Raw genomic sequence first — 18,612 nt, 5'->3', positions numbered from 1 at the left:
AAACTGGCTTTGGTACGGATACCAATCAAGCTACTTTCATCCATAAAGATGGGCATAGGCAATCTACGCCCCTTTGTTCTAAGCTCGAACTTGCCCATCGTCTCCTCGATTTTTTACAGTCATAGCCACCCCCCAAAAGATGATTGGCGGCGCTTCGCGCCGCCAATCATCTTTTGGATCTATTTTTAATACCAAATCACAAAATGGCGTAGCCATTTTGTGATTTTAAAACCCTTACTGGGTTTGTTTTTCAATTCCCAAAAGTGTAGCCACACTTTTGGGAATTGGTATAAAACGGGCTTAGAGAAAGGGTTTGCGTAGCAAACCCTTTCTCTAAGCCCAAAAGTAAAAGCCTTGCGTAGCAAGGCTTTTACTTTTGGAGTTTGATTCTAAATTACCTCATTGACGGGGAAGCGATCTATTAATTGGGCGGCTTGCTTAGCAGCTTGATAGACCATTGTTGGCAGGTTAGGCACATGGGGAATTTGGTATAGCAAATCGATAGTGCGACGCATGAGGCGAACGATATCACCTTCATCAAGATTGGTGTTTTGGCATAGCTCTGACCATTCCATTCCTAAAGCCCATTGTTCGACCAGTCCAGTTAATTCATAATCTAACCAAGCGGGAATATCCACCAAATGACGACGCTGCACCTGCATGAGCTGACGACGCACTTCGCGTAATCCATCTAGAGCATCCTCAACCGTTGGCGATAGACCGAACTTGATCCAGTTATCGGGACGGCTATTTTCACTGACGATCGCCGCACAGACCGTAGCAAGGTGGTGGGGAGCAAGATTATCCATTTCTCCCGACATCAAGCATAAAGCCAACCATAATTCATTCTCACCGCGTAGAGCCGCCACGACTTTGCCGCGATCGGTCGGTTGGGTTTCTTGGAGGCAATCATAGGCTTGCAAGATATGGACAAGGCTCATAAATTCTTGCCAATGCCTTTGGCGACGTTCGTTAACTACCTTTTGCTGGAAGTCGATCTGACGTTGCAATTGTTCGAGACGATTTACTTTTTTAAATATTGCACCGCGATCGCTCATCTTTGAGACAGGATGATGGTTCATTTCCGATTCGAGGGCGATCACTCGCGCTTGCTGCTTTAAAACTTCTGGCGCGAGTTCTGACTCTGGCAATGGCTTGATGTTTTGCGCGATCGCTAAACTCGCTTCATCGCCATCAATGAACTGTCCAGGACGCAAGGGCAACTTACTCGGATAGTCGATATCACCATCTAGTAATAAATCGGTTCCGACTTGAACGATATCTTTATATCCCAATGTATACCAACGATTGTCGGAACCGAGGCAGACAAACCAAGGAAACTGTCCCGAACCTTGAACCTTGGCAGCCAGAACGGTATGTACGATCGTGCCTTTGTGAGTGCGTATCGTTAGGGGCGAACCCGATAGTAGGTAAGGAGCATAGGATGCGAGATCGTTTAAACGCATTTCTTCCGATTGCTGCGCTAGCATTTTTAAAAGACGTTTTTCCTCACGCAGGCGATCGCGCAGTTTGTCATAAACTTCTAACTGCTTCAGATCGACATTTGCCAAATCCTTTTCTAATTTAGCAATCTGCTCCATTACCGACTCAAGATTCTGGATTTGGGGAGCAAGGTTGAGATCGGCAAGATATTGCCCAAAACTGCGCTCGACTAGATCCCTTGATTGGTCGAGGGAATGGGTTTGGAGGAGATTCATGACCATGCCGTAGCTCGGAGCAAACTGACTAACGAGGGGATCGGCGGTCGATGTAGCCAGATTGGCTGCTTCTTTGGCTCCTTCAAAGGGAGTTTGTACCGTTACGACATAGCCAACTTCATCCATGCCACGCCGACCCGCTCTCCCTGCCATTTGCAGAAACTCCGAAGCATTAAGCAACCGATGTCCGCGATCGGTACGCTTAGAAATGCTAGAGATGACCGTAGTTCTAGCTGGCATATTAATTCCCGCCGCTAGGGTTTCCGTGGCAAAGACGACTTTGATCAAGCCTTGTTGAAATAGTTCTTCCACAAAACCTTTCCAAGCGGGTAAAATCCCAGCATGGTGTGCGGCAATGCCACGATATAGAGCATCAATATGCGAAGGCTTGCCAATTTCTGGATTAGCCGCAATGAAAGCATCAATTTGGGGCTTGAGTCTTAAGGACTCTTCCGCATTAACGAGGGAAACATTTCCTAAATCCGTAACCGATTTATCGCAACCGCGCCGACTAAAAATGAAGTAAATAGCTGGGAGCATATCGCGCTGTCGCAGATGGGAGATTACGGCTCCAATCGATGGAACAATTTTATGTCTTTCTTCTTTAGAAAGCGGCTTATTGCTGAGGGGCTTGAGGCGCGGATTGATCTTTTGACTGGAACCATCCAGTAAAGGGAAAAAACCCTTGCTACTGCAAAAGGAATGTTCGAGGGGAACGGGACGAAAATCGGAATAGATTAACTCCGTATCGCCATGCACTTTATGAATCCAGTCGGTCAATTGTTGGCTATTGGCTACGGTTGCCGATAAAGCTACCAACTGCACTTCCGCAGGGCAATAGACGATCGACTCTTCCCATACCGTTCCTCTTTGGCGATCGTTCATATAGTGGCACTCATCAAGTACTACTACTTCAACATCTGTTAGGGATGTGCCAACCTCACCGATGGGTGTGCCATAGAGCATATTCCTAAAGATCTCTGTAGTCATCACCAAAATCGGTGCATCGCGATTAACGGATGTGTCACCCGTCAACAAGCCGACGTTATCATCACCAAACTGTTGTCGAAAGTCCCGTAACTTTTGATTGGAGAGAGCCTTGAGGGGAGTGGTATAAAAGACTCGCCGTTCGCCAGCTAAGGCGGCGTGAATTGCATATTCACCAATTAAGGTTTTACCTGAACCTGTTGGCGCACAAACAACGACCGACTTACCAGCTTGCAATGCGGCGATCGCCTGTAATTGAAACGGGTCAAGTTCAAAGGGATATAGTTCTTGTGGGTCTAATGCTTGCACGCACTTCTGCCTGAATAAATATACTTAAAATTTTTAGGTTATCAATAAGGCGCTATTGGGATAGCCGCTTAATCTCTTATATTAACCTATGCAGGAATGAGTCAGATCGAAGCGTGACAAGAGTTTAGTAATTAGCGATCGCCTTGAAAGTTTTTTCGTCAAGGTTTTTACAATTTTTTACTAAGTCTTGCTATCAAATGCTAGCTTTTTATATCAAAATAGCTTATGCTAGCATTTGATAGCAAAAAGGTGTGATCGATGGCAAAAAAAAGGCAGTTAAATGTAAGGCTTTCCGATGCATTATTGGATCGGTTGGAAGAACGGGTTCAAAAAACCAAGATGGGTATGGCGGCAATGGTTGAAATTCTATTGACTCATGCCCTGCAACAGGATATGGCTACACCGCTAGCCCAGCCAGAAGATCGCTATGACGAGTTGTTGAAACGGATAGAGGCGATTGAGGCAAAATTGGCAGATGGAGATCGATTCCTACAGGAAGAGATTTCTAGTACCGAAGTAGAAGTCGCGATCGCAAGTCCCTCCATAGAGGATGTGGCAACTGAAAACAAATCAGCAAACGAATCCGAAAAAGAGATTCCTCTTAAAAAGATTTCTCCTATAGATGCCTTGAGTCTTGAAGAGCTGGTTAATCGATTAAAAGTTGAGGTGCGGACGTTAAATCAAAAGAAAGACAAAAGCACTTTTTCTGCTTGGGCTAAAAAACACGATCCTGAGGGCATTGCATGGCAATACAACGATGTTGAAGATTGCTTTTATCCATTAGCAGTCTAAATTTCTAGAACCATTTGTAAATGGTCTTAGTCAGCGATCGAAAACTACAAGATTTTTAAGGTAGGAGTAGATATTAACTACCTTAACGATCTTGATTCTCTTTGCAGAACTTGGCGCTGCAAAAAATTTGTAAACAATACATTTCTATATCAGGAGGAACCCAAATCTTAATGAAGAATATTATGTTTGTCTGTCAAAATCGGACATACGCACTTATGGCAGAAGCTTGGATGCGCCACTATGTTGGGGATGCGATCGCCATTAATAGTTGTGGGTGGGAAGACAATCTATCGATTCAAGATGTAATTCAGACAATGGATGAAGTTGGTTTGCATATCAGCAGGAATAATTCCCAACTTCTCAACGATTATCAACCCAATAGCTTTGATGCAGTAGTCTCGCTTGGAAGTACTAGCACAAGGCTACCCGATGACTGGATGATGAGACAGTTTTTTGATGAATGGCTGTTATCTCCGCTTGATCCCTCTTCGATTAATTCCTATCGACAAGTGAGAGATGAGATTAAAGATCGCATTGAAGTAATGTTAATGCGCTTGGAAATCTACTAAAAACCAGAGAGCATACCGCCCGCTTAGCGGGCGGTATGCTCTTCTAGGTTTTCTTAGCTACTTAAAGCGCTATCACCACTCGCATTATGACAATCCAAGAAGGGAAGTTTGGCGCTCTGCGCCAAACTTCCCTTCTTGGATTTCAAGAAAAAGGGGGGGATTTTTACTAATAGCCTTGACATCCCACATATGGGTGGTGCTGCAAAGAACCACCCATATGTGGGATTTTAATTTAATTATGTCCAGTTACTTATACGATCAAGATCGCTACTAAGTAACTGGGCGCAATTAAATATAAAGACCCTAAACCTGTAGCGCACGCTGCGCTTGCGCTACAGGTTTAGATTTGGGTTTGTAACTATGCCCAGCTACTTAAATCGTTTTAGGGATGGAAGTTTGATGTCAGAGTCTTTATTCGAGCAGGCAAGTCAACGACTAGCCGATGCGATCGCCCATGTTGATGTTTCTGAGGATGCGATCGAGCGCCTCAAATCGCCAAAAGCGAGTTTGCAAGTTTCTATTCCCGTGCGGATGGATGACGGAACCTTAAAAGTTTTTCAAGGCTATCGCGTGCGCTATAACGATTTGCGGGGTCCCACTAAAGGAGGAATCCGCTTCCATCCCAATGTCAATATGGATGAAGTGACATCCCTCGCATTCTGGATGACTTTTAAATGTGCGGCGGTGAATTTGCCCTTTGGTGGGGCAAAGGGGGGCGTAGCGGTCGATCCCAAACAACTATCTAAATTTGAACTAGAGCGGCTCAGTCGGGGATATATCAATGCGATCGCTGATTTTATGGGTGCTGATGTGGATATTCCTGCCCCCGATGTCCAAACCAATCAGACGATCATGGGTTGGATGGTCGATGAGTATAACAATATTCAGCGTCGGCTTTGTCCTGCGGCGATTACTGGCAAACCGATTGCTATGGGCGGCAGCTTAGGCAGAGAGACCGCAACGGGCTTGGGTGCATTTTTTGCGATCGAAACTCTCATGCCCCTATTGGGAATGCATCGAGAACAAACCACTGTGGCAGTACAGGGCTTTGGCAATGTGGGATCGGCGATCGCCGATCTACTAAGCAAGGCTGGCTATAGGGTTGTGGCGGTCAGCGATTCTAAAGGTGGAATTTATGCGCCGCAGGGGCTAGATGTACCGAGTATTATTCAATATAAAAATTCGACGCGCACTTTTCAAGCGGTGTATTGTCAAGATACATTGTGTAATATCGTCGATCATCAAAGGATTACGAATGAAGAATTGCTAAAGCTAGATGTGGATTTTTTGATCCCCGCAGCTTTAGAGAACCAAATCACTGAAAGCAATGCCGACGATATTCGTGCTAAGTACATTTTTGAGATTGCCAATGGACCTGTAACTCCTGCGGCGGATGCAATTTTAGAGAAGCGAGGAATTGTGGTAGTGCCCGACATCCTAGTAAATGCTGGCGGGGTCACTGTCAGCTATTTTGAATGGGTACAAAATCGGAGCGGATTGTATTGGACGTTGGAAGAGGTGAACGATCGCCTCAAACATAGCATGATTGCCGAGACCTTAAGCATTTGGAAAATCGCGGATCGAAAACAAACCTCAATGCGAACTGCTGCCTATATTCATGCCTTGACGAGACTAAGTGAAGCGATCGAGGCAAAAGGAACTCGCGCCTATTTCATTCAATAATCATCAAGATTAATACCAAATCACAAAATGGCGTAGCCATTTTGTGATTTTAAAACCCTGACTGGATTTAGGTTTTAATTTCCAAAAGTGTAGCCACACTTTTGGAAATTGGTATAAAGAGTACTGCCCACTGCGCGGGCGGTACTCTCTTCTAGGTTTTAAGTTTACTTATGCTTAGCTACTTAATAGAAAAACGAGAAAAAGAATTGGGGGCGCAAAACGCCCCCAATTCTTTTTCTCATATTTTCTCGGTATAGCTGTAATTTCTAAAACAGACTTAAAGGACAATAAGTGATAACTTAAAAAAGAGATCATACCTAAGGCGGTTGCGCAACCCCTAATAGGCATAAATACTAGCTCCCCCTACTCCGAGAAGATATCTCTATGTACAGATTTCAGGTAAAGGCTTCCACCCAAAATGGAGAAATGATTGGCATAGTTGGCTCGATTCCTCAGTTAGGGTTGTGGAATACCAAAAAATACTTACCTTTAAAAACATCCCGCGATCGCTATCCCATTTGGTGGATAGATGTCGCAATTGATGCTTCTAGTTTGCCTGAATTGCAGGAGAAAATTGAATATAAATATGTGCGCATCGATGCGGATGGCAAAGCGCAATGGGAGACCGATGATGGTGCTAATCGCTGGGTTCCCATAGAGCCAGAATACCTTAACTCTAAAACTTCAAACATCATCGTTGATGATACCCCCTTTGGATTTATTAATGCCTATCCCTACGGCTATTTTGAAAAAGCGATCGCTCCAGTTCCAGCGCCACTTTCGCCCGATGGATTGAAGGTCTTAGTGATTGGTAGCTCTGTGGCACTGGGCTGTAGTGCTTGGCTACTCAAGGGCTGGGCAAATCACCTCGGAAAAGCCCTAAGCGAAAAGTATGGACATCAAACGATCAACCGATCGCAGTTAGGGGCGAATGTCACTAGTACGATCGAGCGCTTCGCATCGGTAGTTGTACCAGAGAAGCCAGATATCGTGATTATTGCCCTTTCCCTTGGCAACGAAGGGCTAGCCTATTGTCGTCCTCACGATCGCCGAGCCGTCCAGCGTCGCTTTGAGAGCGGACTGTTACAACTCATCAAAATGACCCAAGATTTGGGCGCGATCCCGATAATTGGAGGTCTATACCCCCATGGAGATTACCATCCTGAGCATAACTGGCTATTGCGCGATACGCATCATCGAATGCTGGGTTGGTCAGTGCCGATGCTCAATTGGCTTGATGCTTTAGATAATGGCTACGGGGGATGGAAATCCGAAATATATACGGATGTGGCGCACCCCAATACCCTAGGACATCAGATGATGTTTGAGTCCATTAATCTGGATTTGTTTCAGATGGAACGCGATCGCCTCAAGATGCTTCAAACTAAAACCGATCACAAAAACTTAGAAGAGATCCGCGTTTACAAGGATAAATTTGGTTTCCAAATCCTTGCCTGTCCCGAAGCCCAAACCCTGCGAATTATCAACGGTTCGGCATATCCCTACAATATCACCGCCACTTGGAAAGAATTACAAGAAGCCCTAAAACGCAAAGCAGGGTTAACTTTTGGCACATCATACATTTCCAAAAATGATGAACTAGGAGTTTTGCCAATCCTATCCGTGGGCTTTAACGGTTCAATTGAAAATACAGTAAATGTTCCGATTGGAGTCGATCTTCAGTATTGCGCTGCCCTCAAGTTTTTTGCTCCTCAAAATGCGGAAATCCTCTACTACGACGGACATCTAGGCATTCTCAAAGAAAGCGATCACACAATTCGCATCATCAATGAATCCTATGAAGAATACAATATCCACCCGATGTGGAAAGAGATTCGATCGGCGCTAGCGACGATGCCTGCGGGAGTCTATCACGATCCCGTTCATCCCGACGCACCATTTCGCACGATGATGATCGGCGATCGCGGTTTGGAGAGTAGAGTCAAAGCTCCCGCCAAATCGACGATGCTACTAAAATATAAGTGTAAATTATCAGAAATTAATCGGATTGCGATTTTACCTTTAGGCGATCGTTGTGCCGCCAGAATGCTTTTGTATAAAATGGAATATGATGGGCCAGCCTTTCCCTTTGATTTGACCCGTTCCACTAACCTCGGTGATGTGACCGATCTGGTAGTCAATGACTTCAAAGACATGTGGAATCCTGCTTATCTCCATTACAATCCCCAAGAGAGAAGGATCTACCATTCTAAGTGGTCTGGACTATCCTTCGGGCATGAGGTCGAAGATAATGAAGATCCTGTAAATAACATACATCCTATTCACGAGAGAATGCGAGTTCGCTACTCAGCAAGGGCAAGCAGATTTTTATACACTCTCAAACATTGTGATGAAGTACTGTTTATCCGCACTGGTGTCACTAATCGAGACTACGTAATCGACTTAATCGATAAATTGACAATTAAATGTCAAGGTAAGCCCTTCCGAGTTTTGCTCATTTCCAAGCAAGCATCCGATGAGTTCGCGAATATTCCCAATTTACTGCATTACGATCTCTATTTCAGTCCCGATGGAATGTATGACAGTCAAGAGTATTGGATGGAATGCACGAAAGCCATGAAGGAAATCCTTGAATCTCTCGGTATATCTAGCCAAAATCTATTCTGGTGTCCGCCCAACCCTGAAGCTTAACTCCAAGCAAAGCTAAAACCTAGGCAGAGAATCGCTTTGCGATTCTCTGCCTAGGTTTTAGTATACTTAGTCATAGTAACGTAAGAGCATGTTTGAGAAGATGAAATATCTGGTAAGACAATCATTCATTCTTTTATTACTTACATTTTCCTTTGGGGCTTGTCAACCAGATCCAAAGGAAGGAATACAATTGCTTAAAACTCAAGAGGAAATGCAAAAAGAAGTAAGTCGCTTTATCCCGCTTGGTATTCCGACTCAGCAAGCAAGGCAGATCATGGAGGATAGTAAATTTAGCTGTGAAGATAGAAAAGACAAGAAGTTTTTAGTTGAAAAAAGAGACGACAATGGGCATCGAATCGGCGAACAAACTATTGTTAGAGGAGATTTCTTGTCATGCGAAATAACTCACTCATATTTTATAGCTAGTACTTCTTGGCAGGTTTCTCTCTTACATAAAAATAATAGAGTAATTATGGTTTACGCGGTAATATACCATCAAAATTTGTAACTCGAATTGACCAACTGATTTATAGTCTGATTGCATAATCTTTTTGTCCTGTAATAAAGTGTAATCTATAAAATGAAACAAACTGTAAAAAGCAAAAAATTTCTCAAATATCTTCTTCTTTTATTTTCAATTTTTGTATCGTTCAGGGAGAATTGATTAATGCAAGACAAAATAATTGCAGTTACAGAAGAACGTGCTTTAATGCTTGCTAGATTGGCATTAACTCAAAATAAAATTCTAATTATTGAAGACTCGCTTAATGCTATTTATAGAGAGCGTAAGTTAGGAATTGGGGAGCAAAATAGAGGATGGGTTGTATGTGCTAAACTTGATTTAGATGGACATTGGGATCCAAATTTGGTATTTGTGAGCGTGTCTGATCCTGATGAAGAAGTAGAAATCCTACCAATACTTTGATAATCAAATAAATTATTATGGTTTGTACCACCGTTATTTCTATGGTACAGGCTTTGACCAGATTTTAGCGGATGAGGATGGTCAAGTTCAACGAAAGGTCACACCGCATATTCAAAATGGTTAGCCACCATGCTAGACTAAACCGTCATGCGAACGGACACCCTATTTTTCCAACTATTCCAATCCTTCCACACCCTACTATTCGAGCTAATTGATCGCCCGATCGCAGAAGCAGAAGGATACAAATTTAGCTCAGCCGAAATCAAAGAAAAAGCATTTCGGTTTGACGGCATCTTCATGCCCACCGCCAACGATAAACCAATCTTTTTAGCAGAAGTTCAATTTCAACCCAAAGAAGACTTCTATTCTGAATTCCTAGCCGAAATCTTCCTATATCTCAACCAATATCGCCCGATCCAAGACTGGCAAGCCGTAGCCATATTCGCCAGACACAACAGCGAACCAACACCCGACAAATTCTGCCAAGAACTAATCAACTTGGGGCGGATTAAGCGCGTATATCTCGAAGACTTGCGACAACAAACAAATTCCCATGGAATTGAGATTATTCAGCTAATTTTAGCATCAGAGAAAAAAGCACCAAAACTAGCAAGAAATCTTGCCGAAAAGATCGAACAAGAAACAAACACCGAACTGAGAGATAACGTAGTAGAATTCATAGAAGCAGTACTAGTATATAAATTCCCAAAACTAACCAGACAAGAGGTTGAAGCCATGTTTACCCACAGCGATCTGAAGAAAACCCGCGTCTACCAAGATGCAGTACTGGAGGGGCGACAAGAGGGTTTACAAATTGGCGAACAGCGCGGTTTACAAATTGGCGAACAACGCGGTTTGGTAAAAGGTCAGTCGGCAATGTTACTACGCCAACTAACTCGCAAATTTGGCAAAATATCCCCCAGAATAAAATCTCAGATTTCTAAATTGTCTGTCGCACAGCTAGAAGATTTAGCCGAAGCAATCTTTGACTTGCAATCATCTGCCGATTTAAGCGCTTGGATAAAAAAACAGTTGCTGCATTGATGAAGATACAGAGACGATCGCTCTATTCAGGAATATCACCGAAAAGATCTTTGTATTTTTTTAGCAATGCCTCCGCCTGTCGTTGTGCTAGCTCAGCTTGTTGTTTAGCAAGTCTTTCCTGCTCAGCGATCGCTTTACCTTCTTGTATGCCCTGAGCTTTGCCTTCTTGTATACCTTCCTCTCTTGCCGTTTCGATGACACCTTTCATATCTCGATAGTACTTTAAGCTGTTTTCATAGGCTTCTCTTTCTTCTGGGGAAAAGCTAGTAATCTGGGCTACTTCAAACAGTTGCATAAATACATTTTCTTGCAGAGGTAAAGGAGGCTCTTGCAAGTCAGGTAGATGTTTCAGCAGAAATAACCACTTGTCAAAGTGGTCATTTAGTTGGTCGATGGATTTTTTGAATTTTGGTAATTCGAGATAAATAAATTTGAGCTTCTCGTAGAAGACTTTGCAGTCTTGATCTTTTAGCTCAACGATATGTAACAAAGTGTCATCATTTTTATCTTCATCAAACACAAAGTCTAAAATGCCGATTGTATAAACTGGAGCGAGTTTGTAGTTCCAATCTCCCTTTTCAGATTGCTCTTGGATCGGAAAAGACGAGTAGTAGATGCTGCGGTCTTTAAAGTAGTTGTGTTTAGCTTTTTGCATTTCGACAATAAATTTTTCGCCTTTTTCGCTTTCGCAATAAAGATCGAAGATCGCTTTGCGATCGCTTGGGGTATTGCCGAGATTTTCAGTGCTGCGGTAAGTTAGATCTTTGACCCGATGCTGGGAGGGTAAAATTACATTCAGAAAGTCAATTAACAAGTTTTTGTTTGGCTCCGTTCCAAATAGCCGCTTGAAGCCAAAGTCTGTGAGTAGGTTGATGTAGCGATCGCGACTGTGGCGAGTTGAAAGAGGGTTAGACATGACTTTATCTTGAGTAGTTCGTTAGTTTTTTGCGAGAACTATAGTTTTTTAGGAATGTCTGCTAATTGATTCTATCAGTTCCTCCAGCATTACAGATACCGATGAAGTGAAACCTTTAGGGTTCATGCTTGATGCATTTTTTGACTCTACACTGATTGGCGACCCTCTATGACCGACACCATCAATGGCAGTCGTGGTATCACGACTACCCGTGAGTATGATGCGTTGAATCGCTTGACTGTTAACGCTCAAGGCAATAAGCGGGTGGACTATGCTTACAATGCCATTGGTCAAGTCATCAACAAATATCTATACAGTGACAATAATCTTGCCGCTCAGACAAATAACACCTACGACGATCGCGATCGCCTCACCAATATCACTCACAGCAATGGAACTGGTGCGATCGCATCCTACGCTCCATATAGCTATTCTTATTGGCTACTCATCTGATAGATCTATAATGATTTCATGCTTGAGATTTAAATCTCTTGAAGCAACTTAAAATAGTTAATCCCAAAACACGTCTCTATTAACACCAAATTCAAACATTCTCAGATACTTTTAGACTCTTTTGCTTCTATGGCAATTATTTCCTTATCCATTACCTTAGAAATATAGGAAGACACCCAAACCGTATAGGCAGGGGAAGCAATACTATGGGTCAAGAAAACAGCTACAGCCACTCCTAACACACCCCAATTCACTCCAACTAGTAGCGCGATCGCAAAAGCACCTGTAAATAGAATATTCCAAATGAAATCCCAATCAGGTTTATCGATCGCCCAAAGCCCATTAGAAGCCACATTGGCAAAGGGGCGCGGCACTGCGGATAGACAGATTAGAACTAATAGTGGGATTGCAGGTATCCACTTTTGTCCAAAGATAATTGGTACATAAAAGGGCGCGAGTCCAGACTGCAAAATCACTAAAGGGAAGATGATCCAAGCAACCCTCGTAAAGGTTTGGAAATATCTTGCTTTGAATTCCCTTGGCTGATTACGAGCATCACAGAGATGGGGGAATAACGCCGTATCAAGGGCATTGATCGCACTCATACTGATGCCCAGCCCTGCATTGAAAGCAAAATAATATAAACCTAATGCTTCCACCCCTAAAAACCTACCCGCAATCACGTAGTCGAGATTATTGATTAAAGTATGCATAACCTTCACGCCAAGAACACTGCGCCCAAAGCGCACGATCTCTTGCCACCAGTCGAGCGTAAATTCGCTAGTGGGTCGCCAAGGATTGCTGCGGTAATGGACGATCACCCATACGGGAGCCACTAAGACCTTGGGTAGCACGATCGCCCACATCCCAAAGCCAAAAAAAGCAAGAATGATCGTGAGGATATTATCGACAGAAACTTGAACGCCATTCGCGATCGCTGAAACATGCAGGCGATTCTCGCGATTGGAGAGGGAAGCTTGCACCAAAGCGATCGGAATGATCAGATACACCGTAGCCATCACGCAAATAGGCAGAACAATGCGCGGATCGTGGTAAAACCAACTCACGGGGAAGGCCGCAATACATTGCCCTAAGAATACTAATCCACAGACAATCCAGTTCAGCCAATAGGAGGTTTGGCAAAGTTTCGGTAAATCAGCGGCATCGGCTTGCACCAGCTTTGCCCAGATCCCATTTTGCGTAAATACATTGACAAATTCATTGGTGGTTAGTACCAATGCTGCCAGCCCATAGTCTTCTTTAGTTAATAATCTCGCCAAAACAACGGTCGCCGCGAGCCGAGATACGCGAATGAATATCTGCGACAGTCCCAGCCAACCGAGATTGCGAAGAAAGCGATCGGTTAATTTGGTTTTAATTATCTTGATGAGGTTTTCGATAGCCACAATAGTTCTTCCCACTCTGATAGATATTTTTTCCAAGCACCGCGTACCGATTCTCTGCCATTATTTCCCCAATCGATCAGGGTTTGCGGTGAAGTTTTATGGATATGGACGATATTCGCGATCGCCGCTTTAATCTCCTCTACATTTGCCCCCACCACCAAGCCGCAATCTTCGACCTGTTCCACCATTCCATCGACCCTTGTGACAATTACAGGCTTTCCTGCGGATTTTGCTTCAAGACAGACATTGCCCCAAGGTTCCCATCGTGAGGGAATGATAATTACATCACAGAGTTCTAAGAATTTAGGTACATTAGCCAGTTTGCCGCAAAATTGAATTCGAGCATCTCCATCGGCTAATTGACGCAAAAGCGGTTCATTTTCCCCATAACCTCCAATTAACAGATTCAGGTCAAGATCTTGAAGGTCTCGCATTGCCTTCAATAGAAGATCGACTCCCTTCTGCTCAGAAAAACGCCCAAAATAGCCCAAGGTAAGTTTTGAATCTAGGGGTTTTATCCGCGCATCTAGAAAGTCTTCTAACTCACGACATTGTTGAATTACCGTTAACTTGTGAGGTGCAATCAGCTTGTATTTGAGCATCCAATCTCTCTGGGCATAGGAAACGGCAATTACTCGATTCGCGATACCATAGGCTAGCTTCAACATAATTCGAAACCTTGATTTAGAGGGAACGTTAAGGCTTTCAGAGGCTTCTGAATAATGGTGTTCTTGAATGTATAAATTACCTCTTAGCCTGAGGATTAACAAAATAATAAGCAATTTCCAAGAGCAGGCATCGTGAAAAATAATGAGGTCTACTTTGGATTTGCGCCTTGATTGAGAGCTTGATGGAGATCTTGGCTGAAATAGATAGGAAAAGGCTTCTTGAAGGTTGAGGAGCAGAAAATCAAACTTTTCCGAAAGTGGCGATCGCAACAAGCCATTAACCGAAGAGGTAACGCCACCGACATTGCGATCGATTAGAATATGCAAAATGCTGGGTTTCATGAATTTCAGGTATAAAGTGCGAAATATAGTGCGAAATATAGTGCGAACCTATGATTTTTCGATTAACCGTTCGGACAACTGACCCCATTCAGCTAAATATCTATTCCAAGCATCTCGTACATCTGCTCTACCCCTATTACCCCAATCGATCAGAGTTTGGGGTGAAGTACCATAAATATGCACGACTTTAGCGATCGCATCCTTCAGAGCATCAGGATTAGGTTCGGCAATTAAACCACAGTCTTTTATTTGTTCTGGCAATCCATCCACATTGGTAACAATCACGGGCTTAGCAGCAGCCTTTGCTTCAACACAGACATTGCCCCAAGGTTCCCATCGTGAGGGAATAATGACAACATCACAGTTCGCCAAAAACTTCGGAACATCTGCTAATTTACCAACAAATTGAATACGGCGATCGCCATTGGCTAATTGATACAAAAGCTCTTGATTTTCACCATAGCCACCGATCAATATATCTACATCAAGATCGGGCAGATCCTGCATGGATTTAATAAAAATATCTATTCCCTTTTGCTGCGAAAACCTACCATATACCCCTAAAACTAATCTTGTGCTAAATGGCTTAATTGGCAAGGCTAAAAATTCTTCTAGAACCCGACATTGCTGAATTACCGACAAATTATTAGATGTTATAAATTGGCAATCTCGCATCCATTGTCCCTGAGCAGAGGATACAGCAACAACATGGGTAGCAATTCGATATGCCATAGTTAAAACCAGTCGAAATCGCCATCTAGTCGTTACATTATTCGATTCAAAATCTTGGGAATAGTGGTGATCGTGAATAATAACCTTACCGTAAAATCTCAATCGCAACAGTAATGGTAAAATCTTCCAAGCTGGTGGGTCGTGAAAGATCATTAAATCTGGCTTTAAAACCGATATTTTTGATAAAGCCTCATCGGGGGTTAGAAGTAAAAAATCAAATTTTTTAGATAGATGGGAATTAATCAGGCTATTGGTGCAAGCCATTACCCCGCCAACATTACGATCGCTTAGTAAATGCAATATTTGAGGTTTCATGATTTCGATATCCAAAAAATCCTAAAAACATTTAGCCTGCTGTAGTTATATCTAAATATATTCTAAATACCGAACCTTTAAAACATTTTACGGGAAGTTACTAATAAGAGCAAAAATGTTTAAACTAAGTCAGTAAAATTATCAAGACTGCAATTGTCGCGACTTCAAAAAATTGAAGCTTTAAAGTTTCACAATCTTATTCGCAATCTTATTCGCAATCTAATATTTACGCCTGTGGACTATCATCATAAGTAGCTCGGCATAAGTAAACTTAAAACCCAGAAGAGCATACCGCCCGCGAAGCAGGCGGTATGCTCTCTGGTTTTGTTTTTTATTATGCCTAGCTACTTAATATGAAACCCCATAGGTTTACCTTGGTTTTTATAGATCATAAAATTTATGGATCATAAAATTTGTGCCCTTACTCGCCCCCTATTTAGCTAATAATTTTAACAGTATTTTTTGATTTTTGGCTAATTAGTCAGCTATCCAGTCAATACTCAATTTCTGTTATACTCAACGATATTAATCTAGTAAGTTTTGATATGAGGCTAGTTATCTATTCCCAAAAAATAATTTCTATAGCCCTTTTATCGATCGCTATGTCTCTTAGCATGACAACAAGCGTAAATGCCATACCTCTTTCTCCAGGCGATCGCATCCGTGTATTAATTCCAGAAGGAGAGCTGTTTAGTGGGGTCTTTGAAGTTAACCTTGACGGAAACATCCAAGTTCCTTTTCTCTCGCCAATGTCTGTTAAAGGACTAGAAATTAGCGAAGTCCAAAAAAAAATATACGACTCTCTCATCGCTCAAAGATATTTTCAACGCCAGTTTCTACAGGTCAATGTCAGTATCTTACAATGGTCGGCAGTGCAGGTAACCGTTTCGGGGGAAACGTTTCAGCCAGGAAGAATTATCATCAACTCGCGATCGGCTGAAGATCGATCGCAACAGCAAACCGTATCCTCAGGTGACTACCCACCTGAAAGGTATCTGACGGCAGCTTTGCGGGGTGCGGGCGGTGTAATGCCAAATGCCAATATACAAGAAATCCGCTTAATTCGTAACGGAAAAGAACGCAAGATCGATTTTACAGGCATCTTCACAGGCGATCCTGTAGAGGATGTTCCCTTAATCGCAGGCGATCAAATCATCGTTTCTAGGCTAGATAAACCCCAAAATCAATACGTACGACCTTCCCAAATCACACCCCCTGGAATTAGAGTGTTCATGTCCAATTTGACCCGAACCGCAACTAGCAATGCAAGTTCGGCAATTAAATCCGATGGATCTTCCTTCCCCTACGGAGCGAGATTTTCTCAGGCAGTAGTTTCGGCAAACTGTGCGGGAGGCGTTGTCACAGCCCACGATCGCCATGCGTTACTGGTGCGAGTCGATCGGGTTACGGGGGAAACACAATCATGGGATCGGGCGATAGAACAGATTATGAGGGACTCCAAAAATGATAATGACAATCCGTTTTTGATGCCAGAAGATACAGTTGCCTGCTACGACTCCACCACTACTGATATACGCGATGTATTCTCGACTATTTCCGATGTAATCAATCCCTTTAATCTGCTCTTGGGCGTTTTTGGAGGTACAAAGAAATGACCGAGAGCATCACCTCTGGTCTACCCAATCTGGCTAAACTAGGTAAGAATAACTTTCTGAGATATTCTCGGTATATTATCTTGGGCGTAGTTGCCAATGTATTACTTTGGGGGGCGGCAATTTCCTATCTCAAAAAGACCCCGCCAGTATATATCAGTAAATGGGCAATGATTATGCCTGGCAATGGTTTGGGCGTAAATGTTAACTTGGCGGATCTCGGACAGACTTCTGCCTCCAGCAGTTCGCCTTTTGGCGGCACGAGTATGGATCCTAGGGCAAATTACCAATTTATCCTAACCGATGAGAGCCTTTTAGAGATTGCCGCGACCAATCAAAAAATACCGATTAGTAAATTAGGAAAACCCAAAGTAAAATTAGTCGATAACACTTCGATTATGGAAATGGAAATCGGAGCGAGAACTCCTGAAGAAGCCAGAGATAACGCCACAGCAATTATCAATGCCCTGCAATCGAGGTTAAATATGTTACGTGCCGAAGAAATCGACAAACGGGGAGAGAATAATGATGTTACACTCAAGGAAGCTAGGGAAAAATTACAAATTGCGCAAAAAAGGCTCTCGGCATATAAAGCAAGTTCGGGTTTAAGCTCATCTAATCAAGTCGGCGAACTTTCTACAAACATTGAAATACTGCGAAAACAAAAAGCTGAGCTCTCGGCTCAGAAAGAACTCATATCTTCGCGCTTTCAGCAGTTGTCGGATAGTTTAGGATTAACGGTTCCTGAAGTCAGCGATGCCTTCATTCTCCATGCCGATCGCCAATTTCTCCAAAACGCTAAGGACTATAGCGAGGCAAATACCTCTTTAACAGTCCTACTAGCTAAGTGGGATATTAATCATCCCCTCGTGGTCAAAGAAGCCGCCCGTCAGAAATCAGCTCAAACTGCCATGATTTCTAGGGCAGGCGAATTGCTGCGAAAAGAAGTCAAACCCAGTTATATCGACCATCTCGTTTTGGGTGATAGCTCTGGTTCTAGCAGGGAAAATTTGTTCCGCGATTTGATCGCCTTAGATTCCGATCGGCAGGGCGCGATCGCCCAAAATCAAGCCCTAGAGGAACAAATTTTTCAACTAGAAGATCGATTACAGTCCCTAGTGCAAAAGCAGGTCGTATTTGATAACTTACAGCGAGAAGTCCAGATTGCCGAGGCTGTATTTGCCTCAACTCTCGCAAAAATAAATTTAGCAAAATCCGATATTTTTACTGCCTATCCCTTAATTCAGGTTTTGTCTAAGCCTTCTCTTCCAGATAAAAAATCTTCTCCCCAACCCACAGTTGTATTTTTAGGAACAGGTATTGGTTCAGTTCTGGTCACCACTGGACTGGTGATGCTGTGGTGGCGTAAAGAAATTAAACAAAAGGTAGGTCTAGGTAAATCCAAGCCTGTAGAAGTTATTTAGTGGAAATTATTTAGTGGAAGTTATAGATAATTTAAATAAAAACTACAGCTTCGACTTCGCTCAG

15 protein-coding genes and 1 pseudogene are annotated in these 18,612 nt (G+C 43.0%); 11 read left to right on the top strand and 5 right to left on the bottom strand.

Annotated features, from left to right (window positions below; genetic code table 11):
* Positions 1-125, top strand: a pseudogene (locus AC805_RS27315) (phosphopantothenate synthase); the annotation flags it as partial.
* Positions 126-389: 264 nt separating this feature from the next.
* Here AC805_RS27315 and AC805_RS09640 read toward each other — a convergent pair.
* Positions 390-3,014: an RNA helicase gene (locus AC805_RS09640; protein ID WP_055075231.1), complete on the bottom strand. Its 2,625-nt coding sequence runs from the start codon at positions 3,012-3,014 to the stop codon at positions 390-392.
* Between the two features lie 258 nt (positions 3,015-3,272).
* Between AC805_RS09640 and AC805_RS09635 the strand changes: the two genes are divergently transcribed.
* The 7 genes from AC805_RS09635 to AC805_RS09605 all read left to right on the top strand — a co-directional run bounded on the left by AC805_RS09635 (position 3,273) and on the right by AC805_RS09605 (position 10,679).
* A complete protein-coding gene (locus tag AC805_RS09635; RefSeq protein ID WP_055075230.1) occupies positions 3,273-3,806 on the top strand; it encodes a hypothetical protein in 534 nt (177 codons plus the stop codon).
* 170 nt (positions 3,807-3,976) lie between these two features.
* Positions 3,977-4,375: a low molecular weight phosphatase family protein gene (locus tag AC805_RS09630; protein ID WP_082429454.1), complete on the top strand. Its 399-nt coding sequence runs from the start codon at positions 3,977-3,979 to the stop codon at positions 4,373-4,375.
* A 399-nt stretch (positions 4,376-4,774) separates the two neighbouring features.
* Positions 4,775-6,058, top strand: a complete 1,284-nt coding sequence (locus AC805_RS09625) for a Glu/Leu/Phe/Val dehydrogenase (RefSeq protein ID WP_055075228.1) — start codon at positions 4,775-4,777, stop codon at positions 6,056-6,058.
* A gap of 384 nt (positions 6,059-6,442) precedes the next feature.
* Complete coding sequence (locus AC805_RS09620) at positions 6,443-8,710, top strand: DUF1796 family putative cysteine peptidase (RefSeq protein WP_055075227.1); 2,268 nt, start codon at positions 6,443-6,445, stop codon at positions 8,708-8,710.
* An 88-nt stretch (positions 8,711-8,798) separates the two neighbouring features.
* Positions 8,799-9,218 (top strand): hypothetical protein, encoded by a 420-nt coding sequence (locus AC805_RS09615; protein WP_055075226.1) that lies wholly within the window; start codon positions 8,799-8,801, stop codon positions 9,216-9,218.
* A 159-nt stretch (positions 9,219-9,377) separates the two neighbouring features.
* Positions 9,378-9,635, top strand: a complete 258-nt coding sequence (locus AC805_RS09610) for a hypothetical protein (protein ID WP_055075225.1) — start codon at positions 9,378-9,380, stop codon at positions 9,633-9,635.
* Positions 9,636-9,782: 147 nt separating this feature from the next.
* On the top strand, positions 9,783-10,679 hold the full coding sequence (locus AC805_RS09605; RefSeq protein WP_055075224.1) for an Rpn family recombination-promoting nuclease/putative transposase: 897 nt from the start codon (positions 9,783-9,785) through the stop codon (positions 10,677-10,679).
* 22 nt (positions 10,680-10,701) lie between these two features.
* Here the strand turns inward: AC805_RS09605 and AC805_RS09600 are convergent, their stop codons facing one another.
* The gene (locus AC805_RS09600) at positions 10,702-11,595 is read right to left on the bottom strand and encodes an Rpn family recombination-promoting nuclease/putative transposase (protein ID WP_055075223.1); all 894 of its coding nucleotides are present in this window, start codon (positions 11,593-11,595) and stop codon (positions 10,702-10,704) included.
* 168 nt (positions 11,596-11,763) lie between these two features.
* Here AC805_RS09600 and AC805_RS09595 point away from each other — a divergent pair, with 168 nt between their 5' ends.
* Positions 11,764-12,048: a hypothetical protein gene (locus tag AC805_RS09595; protein ID WP_055075222.1), complete on the top strand. Its 285-nt coding sequence runs from the start codon at positions 11,764-11,766 to the stop codon at positions 12,046-12,048.
* Positions 12,049-12,149: 101 nt separating this feature from the next.
* Here the strand turns inward: AC805_RS09595 and AC805_RS09590 are convergent, their stop codons facing one another.
* From AC805_RS09590 to AC805_RS09580, 3 genes are read right to left on the bottom strand one after another with little or no spacing between them, the layout of a single operon-like run.
* On the bottom strand, positions 12,150-13,454 hold the full coding sequence (locus AC805_RS09590) for a lipopolysaccharide biosynthesis protein (RefSeq protein WP_055075221.1): 1,305 nt from the start codon (positions 13,452-13,454) through the stop codon (positions 12,150-12,152).
* On the bottom strand, positions 13,427-14,464 hold the full coding sequence (locus AC805_RS09585) for a glycosyltransferase family 4 protein (protein WP_055075220.1): 1,038 nt from the start codon (positions 14,462-14,464) through the stop codon (positions 13,427-13,429). Before AC805_RS09585 ends, AC805_RS09590 begins: the two co-directional genes overlap by 28 nt.
* 48 nt (positions 14,465-14,512) lie before the next feature.
* The gene (locus AC805_RS09580; protein WP_055075219.1) at positions 14,513-15,511 is read right to left on the bottom strand and encodes a glycosyltransferase family 4 protein; all 999 of its coding nucleotides are present in this window, start codon (positions 15,509-15,511) and stop codon (positions 14,513-14,515) included.
* 545 nt (positions 15,512-16,056) lie between these two features.
* On the opposite strand from AC805_RS09580, the gene AC805_RS09575 reads away from it, so the two are divergent.
* The gene (locus AC805_RS09575; protein WP_072143574.1) at positions 16,057-17,127 is read left to right on the top strand and encodes a polysaccharide biosynthesis/export family protein; all 1,071 of its coding nucleotides are present in this window, start codon (positions 16,057-16,059) and stop codon (positions 17,125-17,127) included.
* Positions 17,124-18,548, top strand: a complete 1,425-nt coding sequence (locus AC805_RS09570) for a hypothetical protein (protein ID WP_055075218.1) — start codon at positions 17,124-17,126, stop codon at positions 18,546-18,548. Before AC805_RS09575 ends, AC805_RS09570 begins: the two co-directional genes overlap by 4 nt.
* Positions 18,549-18,612 lie beyond the last annotated feature (64 nt).

The organism is Pseudanabaena sp. 'Roaring Creek' (genome assembly GCF_001402795.1).
In the GTDB taxonomy this organism is placed as follows: domain Bacteria; phylum Cyanobacteriota; class Cyanobacteriia; order Pseudanabaenales; family Pseudanabaenaceae; genus Pseudanabaena.
This window is presented reverse-complemented; position numbering and strand designations above follow the sequence as displayed.